Here is a 15,185-nt window from a genome sequence, read left to right on the forward strand (position 1 = left end):
GCATGGACGAGCCGTTCACGCTCGTGCGTTCGGCCGGCGGCGACCGGCTCAGCGGCGTGGCCGGCGACTGGGTCATGCAGTACGCGCCCGGCGACTATGGCGTCGTGCAGGCCGCACGTTTCGCCAAGGTCTACAAGCTCGCCGACTAAGTCCCGGCGCAATGCCGAGCGGGCGCGCTGCGCCCGTCGCTTCAAGCAAGCGCTTTACGCAAACTCTTCGTCCAGCGCGATCGTCACTTCGCGCGGCACGTCTTCGCCCTTCGCGTGCTGTTCCTCGAGCGATTCGATCGTTGCCTCCACATAGGCGCGCAACACCGCGAAGCTGCGACCGCGCAGCCGCGGCGGCAAGGCGCGATAGCGCGCGAGCGCGGCGGGCGCGATTGCCACCGTGAGCACCATGCGGCGCGCCTTCGAGCCGAAGCGCATCGCCACCCAGTGCACGACCAGTTGCAGCACGCCGCTTTCATTCGGCTCTTCGGCAAAGCGCGTCTGCTCGGGAAAGATGTCGGCGATCACGCGGGCGAGCTCGTCGAATTCGGGGCTCGCGCATTCAAACAGATAGGCTTCCATTGACGCCAGAAAAAAGAAGTAAGACGCGCGCACTCACGTCGCGCGCGCGACGCGCCGCTGCGGGCGGCACGTCCTGAAGAGCACGACGGCGAGCGCCGCGGCCGCCACCACGTACAAACCGTCCACGGCCACGAGCGGCACGAGACGCGCCTGGTACATCGCGGCAGGCACGTCGATGAGCGCGTGCACGAGGATCGCGAGCGGCAAAATCCCTTTCCATCCCGCACGCACGCCGCGCCACATCAGCACCGACAAGCCAATCTGGAACACGAACGCGGCCGTGCGCTCGAGCGCGAATACGCCCGCGAACAGCGGCGAAAGGCTAGCGAGAATCAGATGGACGCGCAAGACCGAGTCCATCGTGAGATTGGACAGATGCTCGTCGAGATCGCCGCGATTCGCGAGCACCGCGAACACGATCCATTGCAGTTGCACGAGCACGCCGACGAACCACGCCTCCGCACCCGCATGGCCAATGCCGTAGCCGAACGCCGCGCCGTCAGCGGGCGCGTTGGGCTTGCCCGCGCCGCGGCGCGCGATGAGCCGCATGGCGATATAACGCCCGACCTCCTCGCACACGCCCGCGGCGAGCGCCCCGTACAGCACGAAGAACACGGGATTCGAAAGGACCTGCGCGACGGCGGCGTTGCCGTGCAGCATGTAGTCGTTGACGGCGCGTTCGATCACGGTCGCGAACAACGCGAAGATGGCGACGCCCGTGATCGTATCGCGCCAGTCGAGTGCGAACCGCACGCGCAGCCGGCGATACAGCGATACGGGCAAGGCGGCGACGAACAGCGTCGCGAGCGAAAGGCAGACGAGCGTGATCGGAGCTACGGACATGGGCTTCCTTATGACGTTCGGCACGCACGCACGCGCGCCGCAGCCCGAATGATCGCAGATATCGGCGCCTCTCGCGCAGCCCAGGCTGCGCGAGAGGCCCGCAATCGCGCCGTCGTCACCCCAGCGTCGACGCCCTCACCACCAGCTCGCCCTCGAACGCCGCCGCGCGTGCCTTGGGCGCCGCGCCTTCGATGCGCTCGTGCAGAAACTCCACCGCGCGATAGCCGATTTCGCGCGTCGGCTGGCGGATCGTCGTAATGCCGGCAAGCTCGGCCCACTCCGGATCGTCGATGGCGGCGAGCGCCACGCGCTGCTGCCACTGCGCGCCGAGCGCCGCCTTCAGATGCAAGGCGAGGCGCAGCGCCACCGGCGCGTTGGCCGCGAACAGCGCGCACCGCGCTCCACGCGCGAGCGCCTGGGCCACGTGGGTGTCGAGTGTCGCGAGTGCGGCTTGCACGGCGGCTTCGTCGTGGAGATCGAGCACGTGCGTGAGGCCGCGGGCCGCGCCTTTGGTCGCCTGCATCGACTCGCGAAACGCCGCTTCGCGCTCGCGCCGCGAACTCACCTGCTCGAACGGCTGCACGACGAACACGATGTCGTCGTAGCCGCGCGCAAGCAGATGCTCGGTGCCGAGGCGCACGGCCGCCGCGTTGTCGAGGCCGACCATGTCCGCATCGAGACCGTCGACGGTACGGTCGATCAGCACGGCCGGAATGCCGCCGCTGCCCACGGGTTTCAGCATCGATTCACGCACGCCGAGTGCATTGACGATCACGCCTTCCACGCGATACGTGGTGAGCAGTTGCAGATAGCGCCGCTCCATGTCGATTTCGTTCGCCGCGTGGCAGATGAGCGGCATGTAGCCGAGCGCGTGACACGCCTCCTCCACGCCCTGCAGAATCTCCACCGAATAGGGATTGGCGAGATCGGCGAGCAACAGGCCGAGCAGACGGTTGCGGCCGCGCTTGAGCCCGCGCGCCATCTGGTTGGGGCGATAGTCGAGCCGCTCGATCGCCGCCTCGATGCGCGCGCGCAGGTCGGGCGAAAGCACACCCAGCTCGCCGTTCAGATAGCGCGAGATGCTGGTCTTGCCGGTGCCGGCTTCACGCGCCACGTCGCTGATGGTCGCGCGGCGCGGCGCCGTGGCCGCGGCGCCCGTTTCCGCGTGATCGTCACGATCCGCGCCGCCCGCAGCCATGCTCATCGCGCGAGCACGTCGCGGTTGACGACGTTCACGTTAAGCGTGCCGGCGAGCGCCGCGACGAGGTTCTCCGCCGCGCAGCGCGCCATCGCGTGACGCGTCTCGTGCGTGGCCGAGCCGATGTGCGGCAGCGCCACCACGTTCGGCATGCGCAGCAGCGGCGACGCGGGATCGATCGGCTCGCGCTCGAACACGTCGAGTCCCGCGCCGTGGATCGTGCCCGCTTCGAGCGCCGCGATCAGCGCGTTTTCGTCGACGGTCGCGCCGCGCGAGGCGTTGATGAGAATCGCGCCCTTCTTCATCTTCTTCAGCTGCTCTGCGCCGATCAGATGGCGCGTGGCGTCGGTGAGCGGTACCTGGAGGCACACGAAATCCGCGCTGGCGAGCAGCTCGTCGAGTTCGACACGGCGCGCGCCATAGTTGCGCTCGGCCCCTTCGTTCGGACTGCGGTTCGTGTAGAGCACCTTCATGTTGAAGCCGAGCGCGGCACGGCGCGCCACAGCGCCGCCGATGCGCCCGAGCCCCACGATGCCGAGCGTCTTGCCCTGCACGTCCACGCCGAATTGCGCCGGGCCGATGCTGCCCTTCCAGTGGCCCGCCCTGACCCAGTCGGCCAGTTCGACGACGCGGCGCGCGCTTGCGAGGATCAGCGAGAAGACGGTATCGGCCGTCGATTCGGTCAGCACGTCGGGCGTGTGGGCGAGCACGATGCCGCGCTTCGTGAGATCGGGCACGTCGAACTGGTCGTAGCCCACCGAGATCGTGGAGAGCGCCTTCACGCGCGAACCGTCCAGCATCGCCGGGGTGATCTTCACGCTCGCGCCGATCGCGCCGTCGGCGTCTTTCAGCGCGGCGGCGAGTGCGCCGGGCTGGTCGGCATCGACGTCGATCAGTTCGGCGTGCTCGCGCAGATAGTCGGCGACGTCGGCGGGCAAGGCTTTGTAGACAACGATTTTCGGCTTCATAGGTGCGCTAGAAAAGAGAGGTTATTTTCCGTGAGCCGGCGATGCATAAGCACGGGCGGCGGCGCGCTGCGGCTTGACGGCGAGCGTGAGGCCCACCGAAACGAGCAGCGCCGCGCTCATGAACGCATAGGATGCCGCAGGCGAGCCCGTCGCGCCATTCAGATACCCGACCACATAGGAGCCGACGAACGAGCCGAGCGCGCCCATGCTGTTGATCAGCGCCATCGCGCCGCCGGCCACGTTCTTCGGCAGCAGCTCCGGCACGATCGCGAAGAACGGGCCATACGGCGCGTACATCGCCGCGCCCGCCACCACGAGCAGCGCGTAGGAGATCCAGAAGTGCGTCGAGCCGAGCGCGTAGGAGAGCGCGAAGGCCAGCGCGCCGACCAGCAGGAACGGCCACACGAAGGCGCGGCGATTGTCGAGCTTGTCCGACGCCCACGAGGCGGCGAGCATCGCAATGGTCGCCGCGAGATACGGCACGGCGGAGAGCCAGCCCGTTTCGACCATGCCGAGCGCCGAACCGTTCTTCACGATCGAGGGCAGCCACAGCACGAAGCCGTACACGCCGATGCTCCAGCAGAAGTACTGCGCCGAGAGCAGCATCACGGCAGGCGTGCGGAACGCCTCGGCGTAGTTGCGCACCGGCTTGATGGCGGCCTGCTCGGCGCGCATCGCGGCGTCGAGCGCGCGCTTTTCGTCGTCGGAGAGCCAGCTGACCTGTGCGGGCTTGTCGCGCACGAGCATCCACCAGCACACGGCCCACACGACAGCCGGCACGCCCTCGGCGATGAACATGTGGCGCCAGCCGAAGGCATGCACGAGATAGCCCGAGACGACCGACATCCACAGCACCGTGACCGGATTGCCGAGGATCAGGAACGTGTTGGCGCGGGAGCGCTCCTTCTTCGTGAACCAGTTGCTGATGAAGATGAGCATGGCGGGCATTACGGCCGCCTCGACCACGCCGAGCACGAAACGGATCGCCATGAGCGACGGAATGTTCGTGACGACGCCCGTGAGCGCGGCGCAGCCGCCCCACAGCACGAGGCTCACGAACACGAGCGTGCGCACGCTGCGGCGCTCCGCATACACGGCGCCCGGCAGCTGGAAGAAGAAGTAGCCGAGGAAGAACAGCGCGCCGATCAGCGACGACAGCCCCGGGCTGATGCCGAGATCGCGGTTGATGCCGGCCGCCGAGGCGAAGCCGTAGTTGGCGCGGTCGAGATAGGCGAGGCTGTACGTGATGAACACGATCGGCATGATTGCCCACCAGCGGCGCGGTGCGAGCGAGGTTGAGGTCATCGGTGTCTCCAGTTGAATGGGGCTCGGTACCTGACAGTGCCGCCCTCTGGTCTCATGTCGTTTGGCGCGCCGCACTTTGCGTTGCGCCGCCTGTTCCGCTATGCGGCTGCCTGCGTTTGCGCAGCTTCGAGCGCATCGAGCTGCGCGCGCGTCGGCAACCCTTCCGAGTCGCCGATCACCTGGACAGCCAGCGCGCCGATGCGGTTGCCGCGAGCGACGGCCGCAGCGAGCGGCCGCCCTTCGAGCAGCGCGCTCACCACGCCCACCGCGAAGCCGTCGCCGGCGCCCACGGTATCGACCACGCGCTCCACGCGCTGCGCCGCGACGCGGCCCTGCTCGCCTTCGGCGGTGGCGTAGTACGCGCCCTCTGCGCCAAGCTTCACGATCACGCCGCGTGCGCCGCGCGCAAGATAGAACTGCGCGATGGCTTCCGGGTCGTCCGAACCCGTCAGCACAAGGCCTTCACCGACGCCGGGCAACACCCAGTCGGCGAAGCTCGCGAGTTCGTTGAGCGTGCCAACCATTTCGGCTTGCGAGCCCCAGAGCGTCGGGCGCAGATTCGGGTCGAACGAGATCGTGCGACCCGCGGCGCGCATCTCGTGTGCAAGCTTGAACGCCAGTTCGCGTGAAGAGGAAGAGATGGCGGGCGCCACGCCGCTCAGATGCAGATGGCGCGCGCCGAGCACATAGTCGGCCTGATAGTCGCAAACCGAAAGCTTGCTCGCCGCCGAGCCGCGGCGGAAATACTCGACCGCGGGATCGCTGCCGTCGTCGTTTTTCGACTTGAGCTGGAAGCCGGTCGGAAAGCGCGTGTCGGTGCTCACGCAACGCGCGTCGATGCCTTCGTGCGCGAGCACGTCGCGCACGAACTGGCCGAACGAATCGGCGCCCACGCGGCTCATCCAGCCTACCTTGAAACCGAGCCGTGCGAGGCCGGTCGCGACATTGAGCTCCGCGCCCGCCGCGCGCTTCGTGAAATGCGCGACCTGGGCGAGCGGACCCGGCTGCGTGGCGACGAACATCGCCATCGCTTCGCCGTAGGTGATGACATCGAGTGCTTCGGTCATGAGATGCGTTCCTGATGAATCGTATGGGAGTCTGGGGCCTGGCTTCGCGCGGCGCTCAGGCGGTCGCGAGCCACTCGACGTAGTGCGCGGCGTCGTCGTGCACGCGCGCCGGATCGAACGGAAATTCGATGCCGCGCGGCACGTGGGCCGGCAGCAGCGCGAGCGCGGCGCGGCACAGCGTGTCGTCGTCGTCCGGCGCGGCGGCGAAGCAGCGCGCGCCGTCGCCCACCACGGCCTTGCAATGGATGTATTCGACGTACGGCGCGAGCGCGGCGGCGGCGAGCAGCGGCGGCTCGCCCGGCCATTGCCAGTTGCCGATATCGAAGGTCATGCCGATCACGCCCGGCGCGCCGCCATCGCGCAGCGCGTTGAAGAGGCCGATGAACTGGTCGAGCTTGCCGCCCTGCTCGAGCTGGCCGTTCTCGACGACGACGCGCGGGCTGTGGCTCGCGTCAATGGTGTCGCCCGTGCGTGCGCCGAGTGTTTCGAGCAGGCTCGCGAGGCGTGCCGCGCTGGCGTCGCCGGCGAAACCGCCCAGTTGCAGCTTCACGAAACGCGCACCGAGTGCCCGTCCCGCGGCGACTGCGGCGCCAAGCGCCGCCTCATCGAGCGCGCCATCGTCGCCATACAGCGCGTCCGGTGTGGACCAGACGCGCCACAAACCTTCGTTCGCAAGCGCTGTTCCGAGCGCGCGCAGCGCTTCGGGCTGCGCGTCGGCATCGTGCATCAGCTCGCGCCGAACTTCGAACGCGTGAGCGCCCGCGCGCCGCGCCGGCCGGCTCCACGCCGCATGACCGTCACGCCAGATCGCCTGCGCGCCGAACGCGCTCGCCACGATTGCTACTTCCGCCATTGCCGTCTTCCTGTTGCCTGCCGCCGCGCACTTCGCTTTTCTTGGAACCGGTTCCAAATCCAGCCCGAAAAAAAGCGCCTGCGCGCCGGTTGATTAGGGCAGATAGTGCGCGTTAGCCGCTCAGGCCGCCATTCTGGATTGCCCTGGGTCAGATGGTTCAGACGCCCGGAACATCGGCGAGACACAGTTCCAGGAAGCGCTGCGCAACGCGCGAAGCCGCGCCCGCGTGGGGCACCAGGATCGAGAAACGCCGCGCAAGCGGCTCGGGCCCAAGGCGGATCTGCCGCAAGGCGCCGTTCTCGTGACGCATCGACATGGCCGAGACGAAGCCGATGCCCATACCGGCCCGCACTGCCTCCTTCACGCCCTCCACGCCCGCGATCTCCAGCGCCACGCGCATGGACACGCCGGCGCGAGCGAACGCCCGCTCGACGACCTGACGCACGCCCGAGCCATCCTCGCGCAGGACCAGCGGCCACTGCGCGAGCGCTTCCACGGTGATGGCCGGCATCGGCGCACCCGCCTCCCCTTGCGCGTCGAGTTGCGACGCCAGCGTGTGCGAACGCGGCACGATCGCGACGATTTCGTCCTCGTGCCAGGCATGCACGGCGGTATCCGGCGGCAGTTGCTCGCCCACCGGCCCCTCGATCAGCGCGATATCGACCGCGCCGAGCATGCCCACGACGTCCGTCGAATTTCCGCTCGACGTTTCGAGCTTGACCTGCGGATAGCGGCCGTGGAACTGCGCCACCAGATACGGCAGCCGGTAGCTCGCGGGCGTGGTGGTCGCGCCGATGCGCAGCGTGCCGCGCTCGAGGCCGCGCAACGCGTCGCGGTAACTGAGGGCGTCGCGCCAGGTGTCGCGCAGGCGCGCTGCGTAGCTCGCAAGTTGTTCGCCTGTGGGCGTGAGGCGCACCCCCCGGCCGTCGCGCTGGTACAGCGGCTCGCCGATCTCCTCCTGCAGCAGCCGCAACTGGCCCGAGACGGCCGGCTGCGACAAATGCAATGCCAGTGCAGCTCGACTGATATTGAGATGCTCGGCGACGGCAGCGAAAGTTATCAGTTGTTCCGGGGTCATCGTGGAAAACCATCGTGTTGTCCTATATATTACGTCACAAATCACGATTTTTCATATCGATATATCTAAATTAGGATTAGGCCATTCGATAGCGACCTGTTCGCTACCCCATTTTTCGACCGGATCGCCCGGTAGAGAGGCCGTCATGTCCACACCCAGTCTTGCGCACGCATCATCGCCGTCCACCCGCGGGCAGCTCAACGGCGTCCTGTTCGTCGCGCTGTTCGCCGCCGCCGTCACCAGCGTCGCTTCGCTGCCCGCCATCGCCGGGCTCGGCATGAGCCCGCTGATCGTCGGCATCGTCGCGGGCGCGATCTATGGCAATGCGTTGCGCGACGGCATGCCCGAAAGCTGGGCCGCCGGCGTGAACTTCTCCGCGCGCAAGCTGCTGCGCATCGCCGTGGCGTTCTTCGGACTGCGCGTGAGCCTGCAGGAAATCGCCCAGGTCGGCGTGCCGGGGCTCGTCGAGTCGGTCGTGATCGTCGTGAGCACGCTCGTGATCGGCACCTGGGTCGGCATGAAGCTCCTCAAGCTCGACCGCGACACCGCCATTCTCACGGCGGCCGGCAGCGCGATCTGCGGCGCAGCGGCCGTGCTCGCCTTCGAATCCACGCTGCAATCGAAGCCGCACAAGAGCGCCATGGCCGTGGGCAGCGTCGTGCTGTTCGGCACGCTTTCGATGTTCCTCTACCCGGTGCTGTTCCGCGCGGGCTGGCTGCATCTCGATACGCCCGGCGCCGGGCTCTTCTTCGGCGGCACGATCCACGAGGTCGCGCAGGTGGTGGGCGCGGCGAGCAACGTGAGCCCGGAGGCCACCCACATCGCCACCATCGTCAAGATGACGCGCGTCATGCTGCTCGTGCCGGTGCTGCTCGTGCTCGGTGTGTGGCTCAATCGTTCGGCGCGCAGCAAGGCAGCGGCCGACGGCCACGCCAGCCACGGCGGCGCGCGCAAGCTCGCGGTGCCCTGGTTCGCGCTCGGCTTCCTCGCGCTCGTGATCGTCAATTCGCTTCACGTGCTGCCCGACACGGCCACCCACGCGGTCAACACGCTCGACACCTTCGCGCTCACCATGGCGATGACGGCACTCGGCATCGAGACGCGCGTCTCGCAGATTCGCCAGGCCGGCCCGCGGGCACTGACCGCCGGTTTCATCATCTACCTCTGGCTGGTCGGCGGCGGTCTCGCGATCACCTGGGGTGTGCAGCGCCTGTTCGGATGACCCGGCGCCCGAGGGCCGCGCGCCCCGACCCGATCCCCTGTGCGCCGGCGCTCCCGGCCACGAGCCCCGCCTGTGGCGGGGTTTTTTGCGTTTCTGCGCGCGGCGCCCTTGCGCCATCTCGCGCGCGCACGCCACGCGCGAACCAGGCGCGAGCGTTGCGAGCGATACTGTGCGTTGCTGCCGGTTGCGTGGGCAGCGGCCGCGCAGGCCGTGGCGAGCACGGCCATGAACGCAAGGGGACGACCGATGGCATACGAGCTCTATTACTGGGACGGTCTGCAGGGCCGGGGCGAATTCGTGCGGCTCGCGCTGGAAGAAGCGCAGGCGCCCTACGTGGACGTGGCGCGCGGCGAGAAGAAGGACGGCCTCGGCATCGGCGCGATGATGGGCGAACTGGAGAGCGACGAACCGTATCCGCCCTACGCCCCGCCCTTCCTCAAGGACGGCGACCTGATCGTGCCGCAAACCGCCAATATCCTTTTCTATCTCGGCCCGAAGCTCAAGCTCGCGCCGCGCGACGAGGGCTTGCGCATCGTCGCGAACGGCCTGCAGTTGACGATCGCGGACCTCGTGACCGAGGCGCACGACACCCATCATCCGATCGCGAGCGGGCTCTACTACGAAGACCAGAAGGACGCCGCGAAGGCGCGCTCGGCGGATTTCATCGCGCATCGCATTCCGAAATTCATGAGCTATTTCGAACGCGTGCTCGCGCAGAATCCGGAAGGCCCGCGCCACATGGTGGGCAACGCGCTCAGCTATGTCGATCTGTCGATGTTTCAGATCGTCGAGGGCCTGCGCTACGCGTTTCCAAAAGCGACGAAGCATTTCGCGGATCACTATCCGCATGTCGTCGCGCTGCGCGACGCTGTGGCGAAGCGCCCGCATATCGCCGCCTATCTCGACTCGGAGCGGCGACTGCCGTTCAACGAAACGGGCATCTTCCGGCACTACCCCGAACTCGACCGGGCCGTGCGCTGAATGCGCGCGGGCCGTGGAAGGTATCCGCAGTCGCCTGGTTTCATGCATGCGGCACGCAATTGCCGCCGCGCACCCGTTATGCTTCCCGCCGCACGTCGCGCCCCGCGCACGCGCGGCTTTCTTTCACCCGTAACCTGACCCGCCCGCCGTGCTGTCATTCCTCCTGAAACTGCGCACCCGCGCCCGCGATCTCTTTCGCCTGTCCGACGCCCACACGATGCTGATCTGGTCGGTCATCGTCGGCGTGGCGGGCGCGTTTGCGACCGTGATTTTTCGCGAGGGCATCGCGCATGTGCAGATGCTTTTCACGGGCAGCGAGGGCAGCCTCGTCGAGATGGCGCGCCACCTGCCGTGGCACCGGCGCATCTGGATGCCCGCCGCAGGCGGCTTCATCGCGGGATGCCTGCTGCTGCTCGCGCGGCGCAAGGCGCCTGGCAGCAGCGGCAAGGCGATGCACGCCGACTACATCGAGGCGGTGGCGATCGGCGACGGCGTCATGCCCGTGGGCACGAGCATCTGGCGCAGCCTCTCGTCGCTCTTCACGATCGCGAGCGGCGGCTCGATCGGCCGTGAAGGACCGATGGTGCAACTCGCCGCCCTCGCCGCCTCGCTGATCGGCCGCTGGGTCCACTTCGATCCGCCGCGACTGCGCCTGCTCGTCGCGTGCGGCGCAGCGGCCGGTATCACCTCGGCGTACAACGCGCCCATCGCCGGCGCCTTCTTCGTGACCGAAATCGTGCTCGGCTCCATCGTCATGGAAAGCTTCGGACCGATCGTGGTCTCCTCGGTCGTCGCCAACATCACCATGCGCGAGTTCGCGGGCTACAAGCCACCGTACGAGATGCCGGTGTTCCCGCCGGTGACGGGTGTCGAGGTGCTGCTCTTCGTGGGGCTCGGCCTCCTGTGCGGCGCGCTCGCACCGCAGTTCCTCATGATGATGGCCACCGCGAAAAAGGGCTTTGGCCGCATCAACGCGCCTCTGCCCGTGCGGCTCGCGCTCGGCGGCCTCGTGGTCGGCATCCTGTCCGTGTGGACGCCCGAGGTGTGGGGCAACGGCTATAGCGTCGTGAACTCCATCCTCCATTCGCCGTGGACCTGGACCGCGCTCGCTACGGTGCTCGTCTTCAAGCTCATCGCGACGGCCGCGACGGTCGGCTCGGGCGCCGTGGGCGGCGTGTTCACGCCGACGCTCTTCATGGGCGCCGTGCTCGGCTGCCTGTTCGGCCAGGGCATGCACGCGCTGTGGCCCGACGGCACTTCCGCTTCGTACGCCTATGCGATGGTAGGCATGGGCGCGTTTCTCGCGGGCGCGACCCAGGCGCCGCTGATGGCGATCCTGATGATCTTCGAGATGACGCTGAGCTACCAGGTGGTGCTGCCGCTCATGCTCTCGTGCGTGGTTGCGTATTTCGTCGCGCGCGCGATCGGCAAGGCGTCGATGTACGAAATCACGCTGCACCGCAACCGCGAAGAAGCCGAGCGCATGCGCCTGCGCATGACGCAGATGCGCGAACTGGTGCGCCCCGCGCAGACTGTCGTGCTGGAGAGCGCCACGGTGCAGGAAATGACGCGCGTGTTCCTCGAATATCCGGTCAAGTACCTCTACGTGACCGACGAGACCGGGCGCTTTCTCGGCGCGGTCGCGCTGGCCGACATCACCTCGGACCTGCTGCAAAAGCGCGATACCGCGAACAGGCACGCCCGCGACTATCTGAAGCCGACGTTCGACGTGCTCACGCCCGACATGCCGCTCGCCGTCGGCCTGCAGCACTTCATGTCGTTTCAGGGCGAGCGCCTGCCGGTGGTCGAAAGCACGCGCGAGCCCACACTCGCGGGCGTCGTGTACAAGACGTCGCTGCTCGACGCGTATCAGCGCATGAACGCGGAGCGGTAGGCTTCGCCAGCCCACGAGGCGCGTGGCAAAGCGCAGCGGATTTTCTAGAATCTAGAGGGAAACGCGCTACGCGGCCCGCGCTGTGCGCCTGCGCACCGACGCGTGCGCAGGAGGCAGCGAGAATCGACGCGGGGATGACCGGAGCGAAGATGAGCGAACCCTCACTCGAAGCCGTACGCCGCGACCACGCGGGCTGGATATTCGTGCACTTGCAGGGCGAGCCTTACGACCGCGGCGAGCAGCACGGCAAATTGCTCGCCAACGAAATCCGCAACGCGATCCGCACCGCGCGCTACCTCGCGAAATGGGACACGGGCGAGGACTTCGACACCTTCATCAACGCCGCGATCGTGCAGTTCGCGCCGCGTCTCGACACCGAGTTCGCCGACGAGATCCAGGGCATCGCCGACGGCGCCGGTCTCAAGTTCGCCGAAGTACTCGCCTGGAACGGCTACATGGACCTGCTGCAGAGCTGGTGGCCGGTTCATGTCGCAGCGCAGCAGGCGCAACCCGCGGTGCGCCCGTGGCGCGGGCGGCGCGGCCACCACTGCAGCGCCTTCATTGCCACGGGCAGCGCGACGCGCGACGGCCGCATCGTCATGGCGCACAACTCGTGGGACCGCTACGCGGCCGGCGACGCCTTCAACGTCGTGTTCGATATCGTGCCCGACTCGGGGCACCGCATCCTCATGCAGGGCCTGCCCGGCTGCATCTCGAGCCTCACCGACTTCTGGATCAACGGCGCGGGCCTGATGGTGACGGAGACGACCATCTCGAACTTCATCGGCTACCGCGCGAACGGCGCCCCCGAGTTCTATCGCTCGCGCCGCGCGACGCAGTATGCGTCGAGCATTGCGCAGTGGTGCGAGATGTTCGCGCAGGCCAACAACGCGGGCTATGTGAACAGCTGGCTGCTCGGCGACACCAAAACGGGCGAGATCGCGCGCTACGAACTGGGCCTGCAGCACGCCGGCTTCGAGAGCACGAAAGACGGCTTCTACAGCGGCTTCAACGCGGCCACGGACCTCAAGATCCGCAACCAGGAATGCACCGGCGAAACCGACGACTACACCGACGTGCGCCGCAACGGTGCGCGCCGCCTGCGCTTCATGCAGCTCGCGCAGGAGCACCGCGGTGCGATCGACGCCGAACTCGCCAAGGCGATGATCGCGGACCACCACGACGTCTACCTCGAGCGCAGCGACAACCCGTGCTCGCGCACGATCTGCGGCCATCTCGAACTCGACGACGCGCGCTTCGGCGGCGCGGACCACGGGCCGTTCAACCCATGGGGCGCGAACGACGGCAAGGTGGTCGACAGCGAAATGGCGCGCGATCTGTCGTTCTGGGCGCGCTGGGGCCATCCGTGCGGCCGCCCGTTCGACGCCCAGGCGTTCATGCAGCGCCACCCGCAATGGAACTGGCTCAACGGCTATATGCGCGACCGCCCGTCGTGGCCCTGGACGCGCTTCGAGGCGCTGCGCAAGCCCTCGCTTTAATCCCGCGTAACGCCGGCGCCGACAAAAAAGCACGCGCGTTCGAGACGTATCGGCGCATTTCCTGCCATCATGGTATTTCCGTATGCGCCTCGCGCACATGAGCCGTCCAGGCGGCTCGTTGCGCCTTCGCGTAGCGGCGCGCCGGGCCGCCCCGGCCGGCGCGGCTGCCTGCGCCGCCACCCACGCTGGCGGATGCGGTACGGCGCTTGCTGCGACCTATGGGCCGCATGAGAAAGGAGGTCGAGCGATGAAAACCTCGACACTGATGACTACCGTGCTGTTGTCCGCGTCATGCTTCGCCGCTCCGGTACGCACCGCGCAGGACTCACCGGTCGCCCAGGCCAGCGCGCACATTCCGCTCGCAAGTGGACAGTCCCACGCCTACGACGCCCCCGTGGCGCCCCCCGCCCCCAACGTGCCCGTGACCGCCAGCGGTCGGCAACACTGGGAGTACCTCACGCTGCCCAGGTCGCATCGGCTGGACAAGACGCTAAGCCCGGACCTGCACGAGCAGACCTGAGCCTGGCCGGTACTCCCGTTTGCGAACAAGCGGCAAAGGAAAGTGGCGCATGAGCGGCAAATGAGCAGCGCGTGCGCACGCCGCGAGGGCGTGCGAGGCGGATTGTGTATGCTTGAGGCGCGGCGCTAGCGCTGCGCGCCGCAATGTAAAGCAGGCGCGAACAAAATCTGAAAAACAAACCGCACAACAAACGAGACGACGACGCGGACCGCCAACGCCGGCCGCCCGCGCAAAGGACGCCACGCATGTCAGCCTCTCGCATTCCCGACGAACCCATCGACCTGCAATTCGCCGACGTGCTGCGCGAAGTGCGCTGGCCCGCCAACAAGGACGAACTCGTGGACGCCGCGCGCGAGGCCGGCGCCAGCAACGAGGTGCTCGGCATCCTCGACGGCATGCCCGAGCAGGATTACCAGGACGTCGCGTCCGTTACGCGGCTGATCGGCAGCAACTACGGCCCTGGCCTCGGCTCCTGACGCGCGCGCGTCGTGGGCTGCGTGCACGCCGGACTCACGCGTCGCGGCCGAACACCACGCGCGCGAAAAAAATCCCCAGCACGGTTTCGACGACCGGCGGCGTGACATGCTGCGGATCGGCCGTGGCGAGAAACTGCACCCCGTCGCACAGCCCCATCAGCCCGAGCGCGAGCAATTCAGGATCGAGCGGCACCGGCATGCCCACGCGCGCCGCAAACTCCTCGATGTACACGGCAAGACTCTCGCGTTTTTCCTTCATGAAGGCGTTGTAGCGCGTGCGAAAGCGCGCGTCGCGCGCGGCCAGCAGCCTGGCTTCCACCCACAGCAGAAAGACCTTGTTGTCCTGCGGCATGCGGCTGTAGTAGGAGAGCACGCGCGCCTCCATCTGCTCGCGCGAGACCTCGGTCTCGAAGATGGCGCGCAGGTCGGTCTGCATGGCTTCGTGATCGCGCCGCAGCAATTCCACGAGCAGGTCCGACTTGCCCGAAAAGTTCGAGTAGAACGCGCCGCGCGTGTACCCCGCCGCATGCGCGATGTCCTCGACGCTCGCGCCCACGAACCCTTTTTTCATGAACATGGCCTGCGCGGCGTCGAGCAGGCGCTCGCGCGTCTGGTCGCGGCTTTGTTCGCGGGTGAGTCGAATGCGCTTCATGGCGTGGGGCGTCGTTATGTATCACGGATGGACGCGAGTCTAGCACTGAAACATTCCTCG

At 67.6% G+C, this 15,185-nt stretch carries 16 protein-coding genes; 7 read left to right on the forward strand and 9 right to left on the reverse strand.

Going from position 1 to position 15,185, the window contains the following annotated elements:
• Window positions 1–149, forward strand: a 149-nt coding sequence (locus tag AB4Y44_RS38880) for a PGDYG domain-containing protein (protein ID WP_368702490.1), incomplete at its 5' end; no start/stop codon positions are given.
• Between the two features lie 54 nt (window positions 150–203).
• Here AB4Y44_RS38880 and AB4Y44_RS38885 read toward each other — a convergent pair.
• The 8 genes from AB4Y44_RS38885 to AB4Y44_RS38920 all read right to left on the reverse strand — a co-directional run bounded on the left by AB4Y44_RS38885 (window position 204) and on the right by AB4Y44_RS38920 (window position 7,881).
• Complete coding sequence (locus AB4Y44_RS38885; RefSeq protein ID WP_368702474.1) at window positions 204–569, reverse strand: DUF3022 domain-containing protein; 366 nt, start codon at window positions 567–569, stop codon at window positions 204–206.
• A 33-nt stretch (window positions 570–602) separates the two neighbouring features.
• Window positions 603–1,412: a YhfC family intramembrane metalloprotease gene (locus AB4Y44_RS38890; protein ID WP_342921302.1), complete on the reverse strand. Its 810-nt coding sequence runs from the start codon at window positions 1,410–1,412 to the stop codon at window positions 603–605.
• A 115-nt stretch (window positions 1,413–1,527) separates the two neighbouring features.
• Window positions 1,528–2,610, reverse strand: coding sequence for a substrate-binding domain-containing protein (locus tag AB4Y44_RS38895; protein WP_368702491.1), 1,083 nt, complete (start codon window positions 2,608–2,610; stop codon window positions 1,528–1,530).
• 2 nt (window positions 2,611–2,612) lie between these two features.
• Window positions 2,613–3,578 carry a D-glycerate dehydrogenase gene (locus AB4Y44_RS38900; protein WP_342921303.1) on the reverse strand — a complete coding sequence of 322 codons (966 nt, stop codon included), beginning with the start codon at window positions 3,576–3,578 and terminating at the stop codon, window positions 2,613–2,615.
• A 21-nt stretch (window positions 3,579–3,599) separates the two neighbouring features.
• The gene (locus AB4Y44_RS38905; RefSeq protein ID WP_368702475.1) at window positions 3,600–4,883 is read right to left on the reverse strand and encodes an MFS transporter; all 1,284 of its coding nucleotides are present in this window, start codon (window positions 4,881–4,883) and stop codon (window positions 3,600–3,602) included.
• 98 nt (window positions 4,884–4,981) lie between these two features.
• Window positions 4,982–5,950 carry a sugar kinase gene (locus AB4Y44_RS38910; protein ID WP_368702476.1) on the reverse strand — a complete coding sequence of 323 codons (969 nt, stop codon included), beginning with the start codon at window positions 5,948–5,950 and terminating at the stop codon, window positions 4,982–4,984.
• 55 nt (window positions 5,951–6,005) lie between these two features.
• Window positions 6,006–6,803 (reverse strand): TIM barrel protein, encoded by a 798-nt coding sequence (locus tag AB4Y44_RS38915; protein WP_368702477.1) that lies wholly within the window; start codon window positions 6,801–6,803, stop codon window positions 6,006–6,008.
• A 157-nt stretch (window positions 6,804–6,960) separates the two neighbouring features.
• Window positions 6,961–7,881, reverse strand: a complete 921-nt coding sequence (locus tag AB4Y44_RS38920) for a LysR family transcriptional regulator (protein WP_368702478.1) — start codon at window positions 7,879–7,881, stop codon at window positions 6,961–6,963.
• 145 nt (window positions 7,882–8,026) lie between these two features.
• On the opposite strand from AB4Y44_RS38920, the gene AB4Y44_RS38925 reads away from it, so the two are divergent.
• The 6 genes from AB4Y44_RS38925 (at window position 8,027) to AB4Y44_RS38950 (ending at window position 14,473) form a co-directional block, all read left to right on the forward strand.
• On the forward strand, window positions 8,027–9,103 hold the full coding sequence (locus tag AB4Y44_RS38925; RefSeq protein ID WP_342921308.1) for a YeiH family protein: 1,077 nt from the start codon (window positions 8,027–8,029) through the stop codon (window positions 9,101–9,103).
• A 246-nt stretch (window positions 9,104–9,349) separates the two neighbouring features.
• Window positions 9,350–10,084: a glutathione S-transferase gene (locus tag AB4Y44_RS38930; RefSeq protein WP_342921309.1), complete on the forward strand. Its 735-nt coding sequence runs from the start codon at window positions 9,350–9,352 to the stop codon at window positions 10,082–10,084.
• A gap of 148 nt (window positions 10,085–10,232) precedes the next feature.
• Window positions 10,233–11,978, forward strand: a complete 1,746-nt coding sequence (locus tag AB4Y44_RS38935) for a ClcB-like voltage-gated chloride channel protein (protein WP_342921310.1) — start codon at window positions 10,233–10,235, stop codon at window positions 11,976–11,978.
• A 149-nt stretch (window positions 11,979–12,127) separates the two neighbouring features.
• Window positions 12,128–13,477, forward strand: coding sequence for a C45 family autoproteolytic acyltransferase/hydolase (locus tag AB4Y44_RS38940; protein ID WP_368702479.1), 1,350 nt, complete (start codon window positions 12,128–12,130; stop codon window positions 13,475–13,477).
• Window positions 13,478–13,724: 247 nt separating this feature from the next.
• A complete protein-coding gene (locus AB4Y44_RS38945; RefSeq protein ID WP_342921312.1) occupies window positions 13,725–13,997 on the forward strand; it encodes a hypothetical protein in 273 nt (90 codons plus the stop codon).
• 245 nt (window positions 13,998–14,242) lie between these two features.
• Complete coding sequence (locus AB4Y44_RS38950) at window positions 14,243–14,473, forward strand: DUF2795 domain-containing protein (RefSeq protein ID WP_069265678.1); 231 nt, start codon at window positions 14,243–14,245, stop codon at window positions 14,471–14,473.
• Window positions 14,474–14,507: 34 nt separating this feature from the next.
• On the opposite strand, the gene AB4Y44_RS38955 is transcribed toward AB4Y44_RS38950, so the two are convergent.
• A complete protein-coding gene (locus tag AB4Y44_RS38955; RefSeq protein ID WP_342921313.1) occupies window positions 14,508–15,125 on the reverse strand; it encodes a TetR/AcrR family transcriptional regulator in 618 nt (205 codons plus the stop codon).
• Window positions 15,126–15,185 lie beyond the last annotated feature (60 nt).

The sequence above is a fragment of the Paraburkholderia sp. BR10937 genome (assembly GCF_040965695.1).
GTDB lineage: Bacteria > Pseudomonadota > Gammaproteobacteria > Burkholderiales > Burkholderiaceae > Paraburkholderia.

What these genes read in the sequence shown, in the direction of transcription:
- AB4Y44_RS38885 (WP_368702474.1), bottom strand. Translation starts at nt 569, where the DNA reads ATGGAAGCCTATCTGTTTGAATGCGCGAGCCCCGAATTCGACGAGCTC.
- AB4Y44_RS38910 (WP_368702476.1), bottom strand. Translation starts at nt 5,950, where the DNA reads ATGACCGAAGCACTCGATGTCATCACCTACGGCGAAGCGATGGCGATG.
- AB4Y44_RS38950 (WP_069265678.1), top strand. Translation starts at nt 14,243, where the DNA reads ATGTCAGCCTCTCGCATTCCCGACGAACCCATCGACCTGCAATTCGCC.
- AB4Y44_RS38900 (WP_342921303.1), bottom strand. Translation starts at nt 3,578, where the DNA reads ATGAAGCCGAAAATCGTTGTCTACAAAGCCTTGCCCGCCGACGTCGCC.
- AB4Y44_RS38945 (WP_342921312.1), top strand. Translation starts at nt 13,725, where the DNA reads ATGAAAACCTCGACACTGATGACTACCGTGCTGTTGTCCGCGTCATGC.
- AB4Y44_RS38940 (WP_368702479.1), top strand. Translation starts at nt 12,128, where the DNA reads ATGAGCGAACCCTCACTCGAAGCCGTACGCCGCGACCACGCGGGCTGG.
- AB4Y44_RS38920 (WP_368702478.1), bottom strand. Translation starts at nt 7,881, where the DNA reads ATGACCCCGGAACAACTGATAACTTTCGCTGCCGTCGCCGAGCATCTC.
- AB4Y44_RS38905 (WP_368702475.1), bottom strand. Translation starts at nt 4,883, where the DNA reads ATGACCTCAACCTCGCTCGCACCGCGCCGCTGGTGGGCAATCATGCCG.
- AB4Y44_RS38915 (WP_368702477.1), bottom strand. Translation starts at nt 6,803, where the DNA reads ATGGCGGAAGTAGCAATCGTGGCGAGCGCGTTCGGCGCGCAGGCGATC.
- AB4Y44_RS38925 (WP_342921308.1), top strand. Translation starts at nt 8,027, where the DNA reads ATGTCCACACCCAGTCTTGCGCACGCATCATCGCCGTCCACCCGCGGG.
- AB4Y44_RS38890 (WP_342921302.1), bottom strand. Translation starts at nt 1,412, where the DNA reads ATGTCCGTAGCTCCGATCACGCTCGTCTGCCTTTCGCTCGCGACGCTG.
- AB4Y44_RS38895 (WP_368702491.1), bottom strand. Translation starts at nt 2,610, where the DNA reads ATGGCTGCGGGCGGCGCGGATCGTGACGATCACGCGGAAACGGGCGCC.
- AB4Y44_RS38955 (WP_342921313.1), bottom strand. Translation starts at nt 15,125, where the DNA reads ATGAAGCGCATTCGACTCACCCGCGAACAAAGCCGCGACCAGACGCGC.
- AB4Y44_RS38930 (WP_342921309.1), top strand. Translation starts at nt 9,350, where the DNA reads ATGGCATACGAGCTCTATTACTGGGACGGTCTGCAGGGCCGGGGCGAA.